Raw genomic sequence first — 16832 nt, forward strand, 5'->3', positions numbered from 1 at the left:
CGGCGGCAACCAGCAGGGCCGCGGGGCGGTTCAACCGGCCGGTGCGAGCATGGCCTTCCACCCGTCGTCTCCGGTGCCGGTGGAGTTCTCGACGGTGTATGTCATGCCGTCGGGCCCGAAGACTTCGCCGCTCTGCACGTCGTAGATCGCAGTGGCCGGCGCGTTCGGGGTGTAGACGCACGGGTTGGGTTGTTGGCCGTTGCATGCGACCGTGCCCGACCCCGGCCGCTGCAGCGGATCGCTGACCGGCGGCGGGGTGCCCGGCAACCGATCGGCGGGCAGCGGGTTGAGGCCGGTGTTGAGCGACGGCGCGGGGATGACCTGACCCGGGTTCACCGGCTGATCGCAGCGCGCGCCCGGCGCGGGGCAGTTGCGGATCTGGTTGGGGTCGCCGTACCAGGGGTTGGTGCCCAGCGGCACGTACGGCTTGGTGCTGCGGCACTCCCGCGGTGTGGCGGCACGTTTGCCGGGCACGTCCACGCACGGGTCGTTGCGTGCGCCGCGCACCACGTTGGCCGGGGTGTCCTGTGGGATCTTGCAGTAGGTGCCGCCCGGCAGGGGAGCGGTGCTGGTGTCGGCGGGTGAACGCCACTGCGACGCCGGCAGGAAACCGGTCAGGCACGGCGGCGGCTGGTTGATGCCCAGCGCGACGTCCACCGACGCGTGGTCGGAATACGCCGAGGTGGCTGCCTGGGCGATCGACCCGGCCTGCGGCAGGAACACCAACGCCTGCTCGACGCCGTTGTGGTAGCGCTTGAGCATGTCGAGCACGACTTCGAGATTGGCCAGGGTCTGCGGCAACGCGTCACGCACGTCGTTGAACGTCGCGTTGACCTGTTCGGTCGTGGGCGCGACGTTGGACAGGATGCTGCGCAACGCGCGGTCGTGCCCGGCGGTCTGCGCGGCCAGCGTGTTGAGGTTGGCCGACCAGCGCGCTATCTCGTTACCGGAGTCCACCTGGCTGTCGATGATCGGCGCCGAATGCTCGATGATGTCGTTGATGTCGGTGATGTCGCCTTTGAAGCCGTGCGCGAGCGATTGGGTGGCGTCGACCAACTGCGCAAGTGACGGCCCCAGGCCGCCGACCGCCTGGGACACCTCGGAGAGCAGCGACGCGATTTTGTCTTTGGGCAACGCCGCCAGGCCGCGGTTGGCGGCGTCGAGCGCCGGCCCGATCTGGCTCGGGACGGTGCTCTTGGTGACGGTCTGCCCGCTGCGGAAATACGGGCCGCGGTTGGCGTCGGACACCAGGTCGAGGTACTGCTCGCCGACCGCCGACACCGAATGCACGTTGGCCGACGCGTCGACCGGGATCGGGTAGCCGTTGTCGATGCTCATGGTCGCGCGCGCGCCCCGCTCGGTGGGTTCGACGGCGGTCACCTTGCCGATGGTGATGCCCCGATAGGTCACGTTGGCGGTTCGATACAGGCCGCCGGACGCGGGCAGATCGGCGTAGAGCGTGTATCTGCCGACGCCCATCAGGCTCGGGATCCGCAGGAAGTGCCAGCCCAGCGCGACCACCGCGATCACCGCTAACCCGGCCAACACGGCCAGCTGGATTTTGATCAACCGCGTCAGCATCGCTCACTCACCCCGTTCCACCAGCGGTCCGCCCGGCACGTCGTTCGGGTTCGGCGTGAACCGCAGGTCGGGGATCATCGCGGCGGGGTCACGTCCCCACGATTGCTCGAGCGCTCGCAACATCCCCGACAAGCCCGTCCCGCTCAGCAGCGCGTTATCGAGGGTGCTCAGCGTCAGGTCGGCCGTCGCCGAGACGTTGATGTAGTCGCCGCGGATCACCTTCGAGACGTTTTCGATGGAAAACGGCGCGGTGAGCCCCACCGTCAGCGCGCCGACCACATACGGCGCGGTCCGGACGAGTTGCTTGAGCGGTCGCTGCAACGACTGCAGGTCGTGGTGCAGGTCGGGGCGCGCGGGCGACAGCGTCCGGTCGGCGATGTCGCCGAACCGCCCCAGGGACTCGGCGGCGTCGACGAACAGTTGCCGGGTGTCGGCGAAATGCTTGACCAACGGCGGGATTTCGGTCAGTACCCGGTCCAGCGTGTCGCTGCGGTTGGCCGCGATGGTCAACAGTTCGTTGGTCGAATCGATCGCCCGGGTCAGGTCGTCCCGCTGGCGGTTCAGCTCGGCGGTGAACGTGTCCAGCCGGCCGAGGAATTCGCGGATCAGCTGGTCGCGGCCGTCGAGGATGTTGACCACTTCGTCTTGGATCACCTCGAGGTTCGGGATGCCGCTGCCGTCGAGGATGACCGCGACGGCAGCCAGCGTCCGCTCCACGGTGGGGTATGCCGAGGCGTGCCGCAGCGGGATGGTGTCGCCGCTTCTCAACGGCCGCGGCGACGGCTTCGGTGGGGCGGCCAGCTCCACATGCTGGGTTCCCAGCAGGCTGGTCTGGCCGATCTTTGCGGTCGCGTTTTCCGGCAGCCGCACGGCCGGATCCAGGTCCAGCGTCAGGGTGGCGATCCAGTTCTTCAGCCTGATGGCCCGCACCGTGCCGACCCACACGTCGGCGACCCGCACCCGGCTGTTGGTGTTCAGCGCCAGCGTGTCGGGCATCTGCACGTAGATCGTCATATGGTGCCGACCGGTGCCGCGGCCGCCTGGCAGCGGCACATCCGCGATACCGTGCCAGCTGCACGAACTCGACACCACCACGGCCAGCGCAACACCCAGACAGCGGCGGACGATTCCGTTCATCGGCCCGAACCCGTCTGTGCGGCAGCGTTTTCCGCTGGCGTATACGGCGCGGGCTGCGGGTACCACGGCGGCGGCAACGGACTGCTCTCGTCGTAGGCGTCCGGCGAGCCCGGCAGGTTGGTCCCCTGCGCCGGCGGCGCGATGTCCGGCCCACCCATCAGCTCGGACAGCGACTCCGGCGTCAGCATGTTCGCCGTCAGCGCCCCGACCTGCGCGCCCTGCATCCCCGGTGCCACGATCCAGCCCGGCTCGGAGTTGCGGTGCGACAACGGGGTGTCCGGAGAGAAGATCCCCGGGACGGTGGTGTCCTTGTAACCGGGCGGCGGGCGCAGCCGGTCCTGAGAATAAGCCACCTCCTTGGGCAGCGCGGCGGCCGTGTTGAAGAGGTTGACGGCGAAAGGCAGGTAGTTGAACTTCACGGCGTCCAGCACCGGCGTCAGGTACTGCGCGCACAGTTCGGCCGATTCCTGATAGCCCAGCCGGCTGCCGGCCTGGATCGCGCTGCAGATGGCTTGCAGCGGGTTCGCGAAGTTCGGGAACACGGCCGTGCCGACCAGTGCGCCGTGCGCCGGGTGGTAGAGGTTGTTGAAGTTGCCCGCAAAGGTGGGCAGCACGTGCAGCGCGGTCTCCAGGCCGTCGCGCGGCTCGGGTTGCAGCAGCGCGGTGGTCGTGGTGGCAAGGTTGCCGACATCGTGGGCCAGCACGGATCGGTTGTCGCTGATGAACTTTCGTGCCGCGTCCAGCACGTCGTCGACCCGCGTCACCGCATCGGCCAGCTCATGGTCGGATGTGGTGAACAACTGGGTGAACTGCGCCAGGTTGTTGTTGAGTGCGAGGAACTGCTGATCGTTTTGGTAGAGGGCACTGACGAATCGCGCCAAATTCTTTGTCACCGAGAAGAAGTCGCTCTGGCCCTGGTGCAGCGCGGTCGCCGCTTCGGACAAACTGTTCAGCGTCTCGTTGATCTGCTTGCCCTTGCCGGCCACACTGTCGGCGGCTGATTCGACAAGGTCGCCGAACGGCCCCTTCGGTTGCTGCGGCGTCGGACCCAGCTGGCCGAGGATGCCGTCGATGGAATTGCGTAGCTCGTCCCACTCGACGGGCACCTGCGTGCGCTCGATCGGGATGACTGCTCCGTCGCGCATCACCGGCCCGCCGGTGTAGGCCGGTGACAGCTGAATGGTCCGGGAGGCCACCAGGGTGGGGTTGAGGATCGAGGCGGTGGCGTTGGCCGGCACCCGGTAGGTGTTGCTGTAGTGGAACGTGACCCGCATCTTGTCGCCCGCGGGTACGATCGCGTCGATCGCGCCGACCCGCACACCCATGATCTGGACCTTGTCGCCGGGATACAGCGCGAGGGTCTCCGGAAAGTATGCGACAACGGTTGTGGTGGTGAGCTTCTGGTAGAGCTGCGCACCGGCGCCGGCCGCGACGACGGCGAGGACCACCGCCAGCGCCCCGACGATCATCGACCTGCGGGAGATCTTCGGCAGCCGAAGGCTGCGGATGTCGAAGATGGTGCTCACTGGTTGCTACCCCCCGTCGTGGTGGCCCCCGTCCCGTCGGGCGTGATGAACGGGGCAGGCAGCTGCGGCCCGGGTCCGGGCGGTGCCGGCGTTCCCGGCGGCAACCCCGGCGCGAACGTCGACGGCGGCGAAACGGGGCCGGCCGGTTGCAGGTTCTCGGTGCGTGCGCCCGGCGGCGCGGTCGGCGGCAGCGGCACCGGCCTGCCCGGAACGTCCGGGGCCGGCTGGCCGGGCCGCCCGGCGATCGGGATGCCCGGTGTCGGCGGGAGGCCGTCGGGATTCGGTGGCGACGCCTGCACGTCGAGCGGCGCCGGAAAGCCGTCCGGCACCGGGCCGTAGGGGCCCTGATCCGACGCCGCGCACGGTAGCGGATTGCCCGGCCGCGGCAAAGTTTCGGCGGTAGGCGTGTACGAGCAGGGCGACCCGGGTGCTACGGCAGGACCCGGGTGATCCGCGGTGCCCTCCAGCACCGGCGGTGCGGCAGGCGGCGCGCCGTTGGGCAGACGCGCTCCGTTGGGGTCGGGGAACCGGAACGCCGGCAGGCCGGCGCTGCGCCAGAACTCCTCGGGATCGATACCACGCTTCTTGAATGCGGCGTCGACCCACGGTTGAAGCACCTGGTAGGGCAACAGGTTCACCGCCATCGCCTTGAAATACGGCCCCGAGCCGACCGCCTCGGTCAGCGACGCGGTGTATCTGCTGAGCATGACCAGCACATCGGCTAGTTGGCTCTTGCGCTTGACCAGCTCGTCGCTGACCGTGCCCAGCTGTCGCAGCACCCGGTTGGCGTCGGGGTTCTCCGCGATCAGAGCGGACACTTGGGTCGCTACCCCCGACACGTTGGTCAGCAGCACGTCTAGCGCCTGGCTGCGTTGCCTGAACGCGGCCAGCAGCGTGTTGGCGTTGACCAACAGCCCGTTGATCTGCTCGCTGCGCTGGCCGAACACTCCGGCAACCTTGTTGGCGTCGGCCAACAGTCGCTTGACCTGTTCGTCACGGCGGCCGATGGTGTCGGAGAATCCCTTGACCCCGTCGAGGGCGGCGCCCAGGTGCGGATAGGTCTGATCGAGCGTCTGCGACAACAGGTTCAGCGAGTTCTTGACGCTCTCGACGTTCCAGCCTGTCGCTGCCTTCGTGACATCGACGAAGGCGTCGTAGATCTGGTACGGCGTGGTGGTCTGCCCCACCGGAAGGACACCGTTGACGCGCAGCGGCCGCGCACCGCGGGGTTCGATCGCGACGTCCTTGCGGCCGAGAATCGTGTCGGTGCGAATCGCCGCACGGCTTTCGGTCCCGATTGTCTTGCCGGCCAACGAGAAGCCGATCAGGACCTTGTCGCCTTTGATGGCCAGCGAGCGGACCAGGCCGACGTTCACACCGGCTATCTCCACCCTGTCGCCCTTGCCGAGGCCGCCGGTATCGCTGAACTGCGCGTAGTAGGTGGGCGTGGCGAACAGCATCGGTATGCTGGTGAAGCTCTGTCCCACGCCGATGACGAGCAGCGTGATCACCACGCCCATCAGTCCGACACGGCCGCGGTTGAAGTCCGTCAGCGTTCTCATTGCGGGGTGCACCTACCCGTCGGCTGCTGGAAGAGACGGACCGTACGGACCGGCCCGCCGGGCTGTAATCCGTTGACTTTGAGCGAGATATCGCACACGTAGAAGTTGAAGAAGTCACCGTACAGACCGCCGGCACGGCCGATGATCCGGTAGGCGTCCGGCAGTTTCGCCACGATGTCGTCGAACGCCGGCAGGTCTTTGATGAGCGGCGGCTGGATGCCGTCGAGGTATCCGATGGTGCTGTGCAGCAGCGGGCGGTCCTCCGCCAGCAGGTCCGCCAACGTTCCTGCGGCGTTGCTGATGTGCGCCGCCGCGGCGGCGAGCGGATCGGCTCGGTTCTTCAGTGCGGTAATCAGCGTCTCGAAGTTGCCGACGGTGTGGTCGAAGTCCTTCTGATGCTTGACCGCGGTGGCCAGCACCGTGTTCAGGTTGGTGATGACTTCTCCTATCGCACGGTCACGATCGGCGAATGTCGCTGTGAGCGAGGCTGTTTGGTCGAGAATGTCTTCGATGGTGCCGCCCTGGCCCTGCAGCACGGTGATGATCGACGAAGCGATGCTGTTGACCTTGGCGGGATCCAGTGTCTTGAACAGGGGGCGGAATCCGCCGATCAGCGCGTCGAGATCCAGTGCTGGTTGGGTGTTTTCGACCGGGATCGTGCCACCCGCGGCCAATGGCTGATCGTTGCCGCCGCGCTTGAGCTCGAGGTAGCGGTCGCCGACCAGGTTGAGGTAGCGGATCGACGCGGTCGTCGAACGATCCAGGGTCAGTGACTGCTCGACAGTGAAGTCGACCAGCACCCGAGTGTCACCGTCGACCAACGTCACCTTGGAGACCTTGCCGATCTCCACTCCCGAAGCGCGGACAAACTGTCCGGCGCGTAACCCGCTGGCGTCGGTGAAGACGGCCGAGTACCCGGTGGTGCGGTCGAACCGCACCTGACCGAATACCACAACGATGATCAGGGTGAACACCAGCAGCACCAACCAGACGCCGCCGAGTTTGACTGCCGTGCCGGTGCCCTTCATGGATTCCTCGTCATGGATTGATCGTGTTCTCCCCGACCTGACGGCCCCATACGTATTCGAGGGCGTAGGGCGAACCGATTTCGAAGTGGTTGTACGGGGCGATGCTGGCGCCGGTGTCCATGACCAGATACGGCGCCGGCCACAAGTCACGGGTGATGGTCTGCCAGCAACCCGGCAGCCCGCCGGGTCCGCCCCGGGCGTTCACCCGCGGCAGATTGTCCGGATAGACATAGGGGTTGGGTGGGGTCACCACCGTTCCCACGCCCGAGAGCGAATACCCGTTGCCGCCGATGGCATTCGAGATCTTCGGGACGACGTCGTGGAAATTGCGCACCGTGCAGAACAGTTCGGGACTGTAGGTGTCGAGCAGCTGGGCGGTCGGCACCAGATCCGCGGCGCCGCGCCGCAGATACGGGCCGCCGCGCCGCAGGATGTCGTCGCCGGTGTCGGCGACCCCAACTGCCGCCAACAGCGCAGCGTCTAGATCGTCCTGCTGCTCATCGAGGGTGTGTGCCGTGGTCACCGCGTTCTGCAGAAAAGCCCACAGGTCCGGCGATGCCCTGGTGTACACGTCGGCCAGGTCGGCCAATCGCCGCACGTCGTGGCGAATCTGCGGCATCCGCGGATTCAGCTCGGCCAGAACGTCGTTGCCGGCCGCGAGCGCCTCACCGAATTTGGTACCCAACCCGTCCAGCGCCTGCGCCACCGCCGACAACGTCGCGTTCAGCTGCACCGGATTCACCTTCTCGGCGATCGAGGTCAGTGTTTCGAACAGCGTGTTGAACTCGGTGGTCACCGATCGGGCATTGATCACCCCATCTGGCGAAACCCGCTGCGATGTAGGGTGTTTCGGTGCGCTCAACGACACATACTTGTTGCCGAAGGCCGTGGCCGCCTCGATCCTGGCGACCACGTTGGCCGGGATCAGCGTGAGGTATTTCGGATCCACATCCAATGTCAGCTCGGCCGCCGGCTTGTCGTCTTCTTCGATCGGCGAGACGCTGGCCACCCGGCCGATCGCCACCCCGTTGTAGGTGACCTTCGATCCGGGATCCATCACCAGGCCGGCCCGCGATGACAGCATCGTCAGCTCGACCTTGGGCGTGAAGTCGCCTTGAAACTGCAGGTACACCAACGTAAGAACGAGCGCACCGACCAGCAGGGAAACGATGCCCTCGAGGTAGAGCGGGATACCGAGCTTGCGCTTCCTGGCCTGCGTCATGGTGGCTACACCGTCAGGTTGAAGTTCGGGTTGACGCCGTAGAGCGCCAGCGCGGCCAGCAGGACGACGAGCACGACCGATACCAGCGACAGTCGCATCGACCGTCCGACGGCGTGGCCGACACCGACGGGTCCACCGCTGGCGGTGTACCCGTAGTAGCAGTGGGTGGTCATCACCACGGCCGCGATGACGACGACCTGCACGACCGACCAGGCCACGTCCTCGGGGCGCAGGAAGGTCCGGAAGTAGTGGTCGTAGGTGCCGTTCGACTGGCCGTAGAACACCGTGGTGACCACCTGACCCGACGTGAACGCCATGTCCAGCGCGAGCGCATACAGCGGGACGATCACCACCAGGCCGCCAATGATCCTGGTGGACACCAGAAACGCGATCGACTTGATGCCCATCACCTCCAGGGCGTCGATCTCCTCGCTGATCCGCATCGAGCCCAGCTGCGCGGTAGCGCCCGCGCCCACCGTGGCCGCCAGCGCGACGCCGGAGACAATGGGCGCCGCCACGCGGGTGTTGGCCAGCGCGGCGAAGAATCCGGTGAACGCCTCCACACCGATGTTGCCGAGCGACGCGAAGCCCTGAATCGCGATGAGCGAGCCGCCGGACAGCGTCACCAACCCGATGATGCCGACCGTGCCACCGACGACGGCCATCGCGCCGGTGCCCATACCGATCTCGGCGATCAGCCGCAGCGTCTCCCTGCGGTAGCGGCGCATGGCCCACCCGATCTGCCCGATGCTGGTCCGGGTGAACCGCGACAGATCTCCGATCTGCTCCAGGGTCCGGATCGTGCCGCCACCGCATCGGTTGAGGGCGGCGGCTGTCCGCGGGAAGCGGGCCCGCAGGACCACAGCGGTCGACATGTCAGCGCCCCGTTCCGAACCGCACACCGATGGTGGTCAGCACCACGTTGACCGCGAACAGCGCGATCACACACAACACCAGGGTTTCGTTGACGGCGATGCCGACACCCTTGGGGCCGCCTTTGGTGGTCAGACCGCGGTAGCAGCCGACCAGGCCGGCGATCAAGCCGAATATGGCCGACTTGACCACCGAGATGACCACCTCGGGCAGGCCGGTGACCAGGGTGAGCGTGCTGACGTAGGCGCCCGCCGACACGTGTTGCAGGTAGACACCGAAGATGAAACCGCCGACCAGCCCGATGGTGATCACCGCTCCGTTCAGCAGGGTGCCGACGATGGTCGCGGCCACGACCCGGGGCACCACCAGCCGGTGGATCGGGTCGATGCCGAGCACTTCCATCGCGTCGATCTCCTCGCGGATGGTGCGGGCGCCCAGGTCGGCGCAGATGGCCGTCGATCCGGCGCCGGCGACCACCAGCACCGTGGTCAGCGGGCCGAGCTGGGTGACCGCGCCCAGCGCCGCGCCCGCGCCGGAGATGTCGGCGGCGCCGAACTCGGCCAGCAGGATGTTGAGTGTGAAGATGATGAGCACGGTCAGCGGAATGGACACCGCGAGGGTGGGCAACAACGAGACGCTCGTGATGAACCAGCCCTGCTGGATCGCCTCGCGCCACTGGAAGTGCGGCCGGAACAGCGCCTTGCCGGTCAGCACGCACATCCGGTAGAACCCGCCGACTGCATCGACGGTGGGCTGGATCTGCTCGCGCAGATACCCGGTGATCGCGGTGTTGGTGGTCATCGCTGACCTGCCAGGCCGTCGAGGACGACCGTCCACGCTTTGTTCGCGAGTTCGCTCAACTCGTGGGCGGCGTTCTTGGCGCCGGCGGGATCGCCGGCGCAGATCGCATCCGCCACTTTCCGGTAGTCCTGCGGACGCTTGATCTCGGCGGTCATCGCCCCGGCCAAGAAGGGCAGCGCCGGCTCGTATGCGCTGCGAAACGCGTTGAACATCAACCGAAACACAATCGAACCCGCACCGTCGACCACGTGATCCCAGAAGGTGAGCGCATGGTGCTGCCACGTGCTGGGATCGTCGTCAGTCTCCAGCAGGCGCATCGACGCTTCGAGTGCCTGCCTCAGGTCAGGGCCCTGTCGTTCAGCCGCCAACTCGGCGACCTTCGGCGCGTTGCGCAGTCCGGCCTCCAGCACACTGTGGGCAACCGAGATGTCGATCGTGTCATCGCGAAACAGCAACTGCGGCAACAGGTCCAGCCCAGCGTGCCGCCGGAAGTCCCGCACTGTGGTGCCGTCGCCCTGACGCACTTCGACAAGACCGGCAGCCGACAACCGCTTGAGCGCCTCCCGCACCGCCGGGCGCGACACCCCCAGCATCTCCGCCAGTCGGCGCTCACTGGGCAGCGCCTCGCCGGGTTGCATCGCTCCGCTGAGCACGTCGGCCGCAATCTGGTCGAAAACCTCGTCGGGGACCGACCGGCGGACAACCGGCTGAAGCGGCATGGTCCAGCAGTCTTGCCGACGACAGGTCAGTCGTCAAGTGGCCAGACCAATATGTTCGTTGCTCGCAGCGCGCTCGGGGTCTACTGCCCCCGAGCGACAACCTCGTCGGCGACGGCCAGCGCCAGGGCCATGATCGACACCTGCGGGTTCACCGTCGGGCAGCTGGGCAGGATCGACGCGTCGGCCACCCACACGCCCGCGGCGCCGCGCAGCCCGCCGCGCTCGTCGACGGGGCAGACCTGGTCGTCGGCGCCGGCGGCCGCCGTGCCCGTCGGATGAAAAGCGGCCAGGTGCAGGCTTTTCGGGCTGGTGCGGCGCAGCACATCCTGCAACGCGGACACCGACGTCACCGTCGCGCCGGCGGGCAGACCGGTCAGCACCTCGTCGGCGCCGGCGGCGAACAGCAGCCGGCCCATGGCCTCGATCGCGACGAGGAGCCTGGCCGCGTCGGCACGGGTGATGTCGTAGCGCAGCAGCGCCTGGCCGCCCGGGCCGCGCATGACCCGGCCGGCGCCGTCGTCGGCCACCATCGCGCCCAACGTCGCGACACGATGCGCCCGGTCCAGCCAGCCGAGCAGATCGGCGCCGTAGCCGGGGAAGGCCAGCGATCCCATGCCCGGCGGCGTGGACGTCGCCTCGATCAGCACGCCGTCGGAGTCGTGCAGCTCGTCGGTCGCCGCACTCTGCAGCACGCCACGCCAGGCGAAGACGTCGTCGGCGAAGAGTCCGGCCAACGCCGCGGCCGGATGCAGCGCGAGGTTGCGACCCAAGCGGGGGTGTTCGCCAAGACCGCTGCGCCACAACAGCAATGGCGTTTCAGTGGCGCCGCCGGCGACGACCACGGTAGCGGCGAGCACGTCAATCGCTGTGCCGTCGGGCCGGCGCGCCCGCACTCCACGCGCCCGACCGTCCTGGTGCAGCACCCGTTCGACACGCGCGTCGGACACGATCTGAGCCCCGGCCGCGCAGGCTTGCGGCAGCGCATTGAGGTGCACCCCGAATTTGGCGTTGCGCGGGCATCCGATCGCGCACTGGCAGCAGGCGTCACATCCGGGGGCGTTGCGGGGGATTGGCGCGGCCCGCCAGCCCAAAGCGTTTGCGCCGTCGAGCAGTAGACGCCCGTTGCGTCCCATGATCTCCAGCGGGACGGGTCCCACCTGCAACGTCTGCTCGACGTCGTCGAGATAGCCGGACAGGCGTGCCGGGTCGGCGAACCCGAGCCCGAAGTCGTCTCGCCACCGTTCTTGCACGGCGCGCGGCGGCCGGTAGCAGCTGCCGGAGTTGACGACTGTGCTGCCGCCGACGGCGCGGCCGATCGGCAACACGACGGCCGGTCGGCCCAGCGCGACAGTTGCCCCGGCGCCGCGATACAGGCCTGCGTAGCGGTCGATGGGATGGGTGGTGCGAAACTCCGCCACGGTCCATCGCCGTCCCTCCTCGACCACCACCGTGTCGAGGCCGGCCCGGGCCAGGGTCCGGGCGGCCATCGCGCCACCGGCACCCGAGCCCACGACCACCGCATCGGCCGTGATCACCGACGGGGTCTCGGTCGAGGAGGTGACGGTCAACGGCGCATCCGGGCGAGCCGGTTCGTGCTCGTGGGCGCGCGCGAATAGCTCCGCCGCATAGGTGTCGGCGCCATTGGTCAGCAGCACAACGGCTTTCAGCCCTTCGACGGCGGCGCCGGCATCCGGACCGAGCGAGGCGATGCGACGCAGCACACCGGCGCGTGCGTCGGGGCTGAGCCGGGGGAGGGATCGCCCGGTCATGACATAGCCCGCGGCCGCCATGGCCAGCAGGCCGCCGCGCAGCGCGAGCCGAGTCGGCGTCGGCAGCGCCGAGACGTAGCGGTCGATGCGCTCGACGAGCAGAGCCGCCGGCGGACCGCCGTGCTCTTCGGGGAGCAGGGCGGCGCCGAACGAGGCGGCCGCTCGTTCGGCGATGCGACTCATAGCAGGCGCCCGAGCCGGCGGCCGAGCTTGATGAAAAACGGGTACGTGGCAAAAATGGCGCCCGCCGCGGCGTGCATCGGCCAACTGAGCTGGTGTGTCTTGATGCCCAAAACCCCGCTGTTCCACATGAAGTCGCGTCCGTTCTGCGCGCGGAAGGGGCGCCAGAGCAGCCCGAGGCCGGGAACGTTGTGGTAGAGCCCGAACGACGTCCCGAAGAACATGCCGAGGGTGGCGGCCTCGGCGACGTCGCGCTGCTCGACGGGCAGGCCGCGCTCGATGAGCACGCCGGATGCCACCAGCATCGGCGGGTCGAACAGAAAACTCATGACGGAATCCCTTCGTTGACCGTGGGCGCTGCCGCGCCGCGCAGGCCGACTTCGGCGTGGCCGGTGCCCAGCACCGACCACCGCCGGTTGCCGACCTCGACGTGGATGTCGGCTTGTTCGGTGTTGGTGCACACCGCGGTGGTGCCGTCGGGATCGGTGTATCGAAGGCTCACGCACCGATGCGCGGGCATGTCGACGCGGATCAGCACGGCCCGCCCGCCGATACGCCCCTCCAGCTGCCAGTGCCGCAGACCGAGTGTGGTCCGCATCCGCGGCGACGGGAAACCGGTTGCGGGCCAGTCCTTTCCGCCGATACGGAACCGGACGAACGCCATCGGGGCAATCCTGCGCAGGCCCGGTGTGTGCGACACCGCGGTGACCACCTCCAGCACGTCGCCGTCACCGAGGTCGGCGTGGATCCATCCCCAGCGTTTGGCGTTGCCGCGCCCGTAGATGTGGGCCATACCGCCGCGCCAGCCGTCGACGCGGTGTGGTGTGCCGCTGAGGGTGACCGAGCCGGCGAACTCGGCGGTCGGGGCGGGCACCACCTGCGCACCCGGCAACAGCTCGCGCTGCCACGCCAGACGGGCGAAGGTCCACAGCGGCGCACCGGCATCCTTCCAGCGCAGATCCCAGCTGGTCGAACCGGCTTGTCCGGTGAGTTCGCCGAACGCGACTCGTGTGCGCGTCGAGGTGAACCAGGCCGGGTCGCTCGCCGGCCGGGCGGGCTCCGGACCGAAACGCTCGGTGCGCGGGGAGCCGTCGGGTGGAAACCAGGTCACCCACCCGTGTGCGTAGGGCGCCCCCGACGCCGGCGCCACCGTTTCGTGGTGCACCCACAGCGCGGCCTGTGTGACGGGATCCGACAGCGTGGCGTACCACACCTCCATACGTCCGGGCTGGCCACGCCAGCGAGGCGCGGCGGCCGAGCGGATCACGTCGTCCATCGAGCTCCTCGGCCCCAGGCGCCGCGCACCCATCAGCACAATAGATTGACACGTCAATCAATAGCAACCCCTACGGGCGGGCCTGCGAACCCGCATGCGGCGCCGGCGGCACCGGGGGAGAACGACGCCGAAAGCCGGCCGCCCGACGGTAGCTTCGTGTCGGGTCAGTCGCTGACCGAGGTTGCGGGTTTGGTGGCGCGGATGATCGCGCCGTGCATTCCGTCGGCGACTTCGTGGGTGAAACTGACTGAGGCATCGACGAACCCGGCGGCGGCCAGGCCGTCGAGGTACTCCTGCGTGGACAGGGCCCCGGCGATGCAGCCGACGTGGGAGCCGCGTTCGGCCCGTTGCGCCGGGGTGAGGTGGTCCTCGGCGACGACGTCGGAGATCCCGATCCGCCCGCCCGGCACCAAGACGCGGAACATCTCGGCGAGTACGGCCGGCTTGTCGCCCGACAGGTTGATCACGCAGTTGGAGATCACCACGTCGACTTCTGCGTCGGGCAGCGGGATGTCCTCGATGGTGCCCTTGCGGAATTCGACGTTATTGGCGCCGGCTTTGGCCTTGTTCGCCTCGGCCAGCGCGAGCATCTCATCGGTCATGTCGACGCCGTAGGCGAACCCGGTCGGGCCGACCCGGCGGGCCGAGAGCAGCACGTCGATGCCGCCGCCGGAACCCAGGTCCAGGACGCGTTCGCCGGGGTGCAGGTCGGCGACCGCGGTCGGGTTGCCGCACCCCAAGCTGGCCGCAACGGCGTCGGCGGGCAGCTCGGAATGCTCGTCGGCGCCGTAAAGACCGGCACCGAAAATGGTGCCGACATCGGCCGTGTCACTCGACCCGCAGCAGCTCGCCGCGGTGAGCACATCGCTGTTGGTGGCGCCGCTGCCGATCGCGGTGGCGGCCGCCCCGTAGTTGGCCCGAACCTGATCGCGCAGCTCGCCGCCTGTGGTCTCGGTCATTCCGATACTCCTCTCATCGACAAGTGTCTATGAGATCAAAAATGCCCAATCCGTCGATAATTGTCAATGTTTTGCTAGCCCATCAACACAGGCACCTGAGCCGACGCTGCGCCGACAGGCTTCTTGGGTAGGAACGCGGCGGGAATGTAGGACGAGGCCAACAGAACCACCGCCACCACGAAGACCACGGTGTAGGCGTGCGACAAGTCGTGCAGCACGTTGCTCATGAAGTCGGGAGCAAGGGCCCGCTGGGGAATCGCCGACGGGTCGGGCGATACGCCACGTCGCGCGGCTTCCTGTCGAAGAATCTCGAACTTGTTTGCCGCGGAGATGTTTTCGCTGCTGTTGAACTGGCTGGTCAATATCACCGACATCAGTGCGGTGCTGATCGACCCGGCGAATTGCAGGTTGACGTGGATCAGCGCCGAACCCCGGGCGACCTGATGCGGAGCAAGGCTCTGCACCGCCGCCGCTATCAGCGGCACGGTGGTGCACCCCATGCCCATGCCCATCATGGCCAGCCCCGCCATCAGGATGGGCAGGTATCCCGCCTGCGTCGAAATGCCATGGGCGAAGGTGGCCAAGCCGGCGCCGATCAACGTGATGCCGGCCAGCACGATTTTGTCGGGGCCGCGCCGGTCCATCAACCAGCCGGCCAGCGGCAAGGTCAGCATCGCACCGAAGCGCTCCGGGATCATGTGCACCCCCGATTGCAGCGGTGTCTGGTGCAGCAGCTGCTGAAAGCAGCTCGGGATGAGCAAGACGGCGCCGAAGAACGCCGCGCCGGAGAGCAACATCGCCCCGTTGGCGGCGGTGACTTCCCGGTTTTGGAACAGCCGCAGGTCGATCAGCGGATGGCTGGTCCGGTGCAGCGCATGCACCACGAATCCGCTGATCAGTACCGCTCCGACGAGTGCCGGGATCCATACGTGCCCGTCCGCGACCGTACCGCGGCCCGGGATGGACGACACGCCGTACAACAGGGCCGCCAGGCCGGGTGACAGCAACAGCATCCCGACGAAGTCGAATGCCTCGGATGGCCTTGCACGATCCGGTGCGAAGACGACCGCTGCCAGCACGATCGCGGTCAGGCCGACCGGCAGGTTAATGCCGAAGATCCACCGCCAGCTGTAGCTGCCGATCAGCCAGCCGCCCAGCACCGGCCCGGCGAGTGGGCCGATCAGCATAGGCACGCCCAGAATTGCCATCAACCGGCCGATCCGTCGGGGACCGGCCTCGCGGGTCAAGATGGTGATCGCAAGCGGCGCCAGCATTCCGCCCCCGAGGCCTTGCACCACCCGAAACACGATGAGCAGGGTCAGGTTTGGCGCCGTCGCGCACAGCATCGAGCCGGCGGTGAAGGCCAGCACCGACGCGATGAACAGCCGCTTGGTGCCGAACCGGTCGGCGGCCCAGCCGGCCAGCGGGACGACCGTGGCCAACGCCAGTGTGTAGCCGGTCATGGTCCAGGCGACGACGGCCTGGGTCGACTCGAATTCGGCGATGAAGGTGCGCTGGGCGACGCCGACGACCGTGGTGTCGAGGACCGCCATCAGAACCGCCAGGGCGCACACGCCGGCGATCCGCAGCAGCCGCGCATCCAGCTTGTCCGCCCCGGTCACGTCGCCGGGCATCGTCGGTGTCGACGGACTCCGTGGTCGCGGGCTGGTCGCAGGCTGCGGCACGCACCCCAGGGTAACGGTTAGGCCTCGTCGTGTTCGGCTGCCGTCGCGTGCTGCAGCGCAGCCACAATTGCCGCACGGCTGGGCAGGTCCAGTCGGCAGGACCGGCCCGCTGGCAGGACGCCGGGGTGCATGACGTCGACGCCGTCGATGAGGATCGATAGCGAGGGAAAGTCCCCCAGACGGTCGCTGACCGGGGCGTGGAGACCCAGAGCGCTCAGAGATTCAGACAACACCTCGCGACCTCGCGCGCGGCGGCGGCGTTGGGGCCGGGGACGGGTGGGTGAGGAACTCAATCTGCATCGGTTGCGGCCTTCGCGTTCATCGTATAGCGGGGTTCGCCGATGCGTTCGTCGTGCTGGCTGGCGGTTGTCAACGTCACGGTGCTCGTCACGCTCAACAAGACTGACCTCGCTGATCGAGTTAGCGATGTACCGCCGAGCCTAGGGCGTGTCTCCCGATTTGTTGCCTCCTACGCGGGAATGGATGACGGTGCAGGCCAATAGGACACCACCGA

The 16832-nt window shown here is 67.9% G+C and carries 15 protein-coding genes and 1 pseudogene; 1 reads left to right on the forward strand and 15 read right to left on the reverse strand.

Features of this window, described 5'->3' with window-relative positions; genetic code table 11:
- Positions 1-30: 30 nt before the first annotated feature.
- The 15 genes from ABDW21_RS03230 to ABDW21_RS03300 form a co-directional block, all read right to left on the reverse strand.
- Positions 31-1581 (reverse strand): MCE family protein, encoded by a 1551-nt coding sequence (locus ABDW21_RS03230; RefSeq protein WP_343710053.1) that lies wholly within the window; start codon positions 1579-1581, stop codon positions 31-33.
- Between the two features lie 3 nt (positions 1582-1584).
- Positions 1585-2718 (reverse strand): virulence factor Mce family protein, encoded by a 1134-nt coding sequence (locus ABDW21_RS03235; protein WP_343710054.1) that lies wholly within the window; start codon positions 2716-2718, stop codon positions 1585-1587.
- A complete protein-coding gene (locus ABDW21_RS03240; RefSeq protein WP_343710055.1) occupies positions 2715-4244 on the reverse strand; it encodes a virulence factor Mce family protein in 1530 nt (509 codons plus the stop codon). Before ABDW21_RS03240 ends, ABDW21_RS03235 begins: the two co-directional genes overlap by 4 nt.
- The gene (locus ABDW21_RS03245; protein WP_343601243.1) at positions 4241-5806 is read right to left on the reverse strand and encodes an MCE family protein; all 1566 of its coding nucleotides are present in this window, start codon (positions 5804-5806) and stop codon (positions 4241-4243) included. Before ABDW21_RS03245 ends, ABDW21_RS03240 begins: the two co-directional genes overlap by 4 nt.
- The gene (locus ABDW21_RS03250; protein WP_343601242.1) at positions 5803-6834 is read right to left on the reverse strand and encodes an MlaD family protein; all 1032 of its coding nucleotides are present in this window, start codon (positions 6832-6834) and stop codon (positions 5803-5805) included. Before ABDW21_RS03250 ends, ABDW21_RS03245 begins: the two co-directional genes overlap by 4 nt.
- Before the next feature lie 10 nt (positions 6835-6844).
- On the reverse strand, positions 6845-8056 hold the full coding sequence (locus ABDW21_RS03255) for an MCE family protein (protein ID WP_343601241.1): 1212 nt from the start codon (positions 8054-8056) through the stop codon (positions 6845-6847).
- A gap of 5 nt (positions 8057-8061) precedes the next feature.
- Entirely contained in the window at positions 8062-8931 is an 870-nt protein-coding gene (locus ABDW21_RS03260) for an ABC transporter permease (RefSeq protein ID WP_343601240.1), read from the reverse strand.
- A 1-nt stretch (position 8932) separates the two neighbouring features.
- Positions 8933-9730, reverse strand: a complete 798-nt coding sequence (locus tag ABDW21_RS03265) for an ABC transporter permease (RefSeq protein WP_343601239.1) — start codon at positions 9728-9730, stop codon at positions 8933-8935.
- Complete coding sequence (locus ABDW21_RS03270; RefSeq protein WP_343601238.1) at positions 9727-10449, reverse strand: FadR/GntR family transcriptional regulator; 723 nt, start codon at positions 10447-10449, stop codon at positions 9727-9729. Before ABDW21_RS03270 ends, ABDW21_RS03265 begins: the two co-directional genes overlap by 4 nt.
- Positions 10450-10529: 80 nt before the next feature.
- Positions 10530-12401: a GMC family oxidoreductase gene (locus ABDW21_RS03275; RefSeq protein WP_343601237.1), complete on the reverse strand. Its 1872-nt coding sequence runs from the start codon at positions 12399-12401 to the stop codon at positions 10530-10532.
- Positions 12398-12727: a hypothetical protein gene (locus ABDW21_RS03280; RefSeq protein ID WP_343601236.1), complete on the reverse strand. Its 330-nt coding sequence runs from the start codon at positions 12725-12727 to the stop codon at positions 12398-12400. Before ABDW21_RS03280 ends, ABDW21_RS03275 begins: the two co-directional genes overlap by 4 nt.
- Complete coding sequence (locus ABDW21_RS03285) at positions 12724-13674, reverse strand: hypothetical protein (RefSeq protein ID WP_343601235.1); 951 nt, start codon at positions 13672-13674, stop codon at positions 12724-12726. Before ABDW21_RS03285 ends, ABDW21_RS03280 begins: the two co-directional genes overlap by 4 nt.
- A 164-nt stretch (positions 13675-13838) precedes the next feature.
- Entirely contained in the window at positions 13839-14633 is a 795-nt protein-coding gene (gene arsM / locus ABDW21_RS03290) for an arsenite methyltransferase (RefSeq protein ID WP_343601234.1), read from the reverse strand.
- Between the two features lie 74 nt (positions 14634-14707).
- Positions 14708-16267 carry a DHA2 family efflux MFS transporter permease subunit gene (locus tag ABDW21_RS03295; protein WP_343601233.1) on the reverse strand — a complete coding sequence of 520 codons (1560 nt, stop codon included), beginning with the start codon at positions 16265-16267 and terminating at the stop codon, positions 14708-14710.
- A 68-nt stretch (positions 16268-16335) separates the two neighbouring features.
- A complete protein-coding gene (locus ABDW21_RS03300) occupies positions 16336-16551 on the reverse strand; it encodes an alkylmercury lyase (protein WP_343601232.1) in 216 nt (71 codons plus the stop codon).
- Positions 16552-16680: 129 nt separating this feature from the next.
- On the opposite strand from ABDW21_RS03300, the pseudogene ABDW21_RS03305 reads away from it, so the two are divergent.
- Positions 16681-16821 (forward strand): annotated as a pseudogene (locus tag ABDW21_RS03305) (hypothetical protein); the annotation flags it as partial.
- Between the last annotated feature and the right edge of the window lie 11 nt (positions 16822-16832).

It is taken from the genome of Mycobacterium sp. (assembly GCF_039583805.1).
GTDB lineage: Bacteria > Actinomycetota > Actinomycetes > Mycobacteriales > Mycobacteriaceae > Mycobacterium.

Excerpts from the sequence above, each read along its gene's own strand:
- ABDW21_RS03230 (WP_343710053.1), bottom strand. The coding sequence starts at position 1,581 with ATGCTGACGCGGTTGATCAAAATCCAGCTGGCCGTGTTGGCCGGGTTA.
- ABDW21_RS03235 (WP_343710054.1), bottom strand. The coding sequence starts at position 2,718 with ATGAACGGAATCGTCCGCCGCTGTCTGGGTGTTGCGCTGGCCGTGGTG.
- ABDW21_RS03245 (WP_343601243.1), bottom strand. The coding sequence starts at position 5,806 with ATGAGAACGCTGACGGACTTCAACCGCGGCCGTGTCGGACTGATGGGC.
- ABDW21_RS03250 (WP_343601242.1), bottom strand. The coding sequence starts at position 6,834 with ATGAAGGGCACCGGCACGGCAGTCAAACTCGGCGGCGTCTGGTTGGTG.
- ABDW21_RS03255 (WP_343601241.1), bottom strand. The coding sequence starts at position 8,056 with ATGACGCAGGCCAGGAAGCGCAAGCTCGGTATCCCGCTCTACCTCGAG.
- ABDW21_RS03260 (WP_343601240.1), bottom strand. The coding sequence starts at position 8,931 with ATGTCGACCGCTGTGGTCCTGCGGGCCCGCTTCCCGCGGACAGCCGCC.
- ABDW21_RS03265 (WP_343601239.1), bottom strand. The coding sequence starts at position 9,730 with ATGACCACCAACACCGCGATCACCGGGTATCTGCGCGAGCAGATCCAG.
- ABDW21_RS03270 (WP_343601238.1), bottom strand. The coding sequence starts at position 10,449 with ATGCCGCTTCAGCCGGTTGTCCGCCGGTCGGTCCCCGACGAGGTTTTC.
- ABDW21_RS03275 (WP_343601237.1), bottom strand. The coding sequence starts at position 12,401 with ATGAGTCGCATCGCCGAACGAGCGGCCGCCTCGTTCGGCGCCGCCCTG.
- ABDW21_RS03280 (WP_343601236.1), bottom strand. The coding sequence starts at position 12,727 with ATGAGTTTTCTGTTCGACCCGCCGATGCTGGTGGCATCCGGCGTGCTC.
- ABDW21_RS03285 (WP_343601235.1), bottom strand. The coding sequence starts at position 13,674 with ATGGACGACGTGATCCGCTCGGCCGCCGCGCCTCGCTGGCGTGGCCAG.
- arsM (WP_343601234.1), bottom strand. The coding sequence starts at position 14,633 with ATGACCGAGACCACAGGCGGCGAGCTGCGCGATCAGGTTCGGGCCAAC.
- ABDW21_RS03295 (WP_343601233.1), bottom strand. The coding sequence starts at position 16,267 with ATGCCCGGCGACGTGACCGGGGCGGACAAGCTGGATGCGCGGCTGCTG.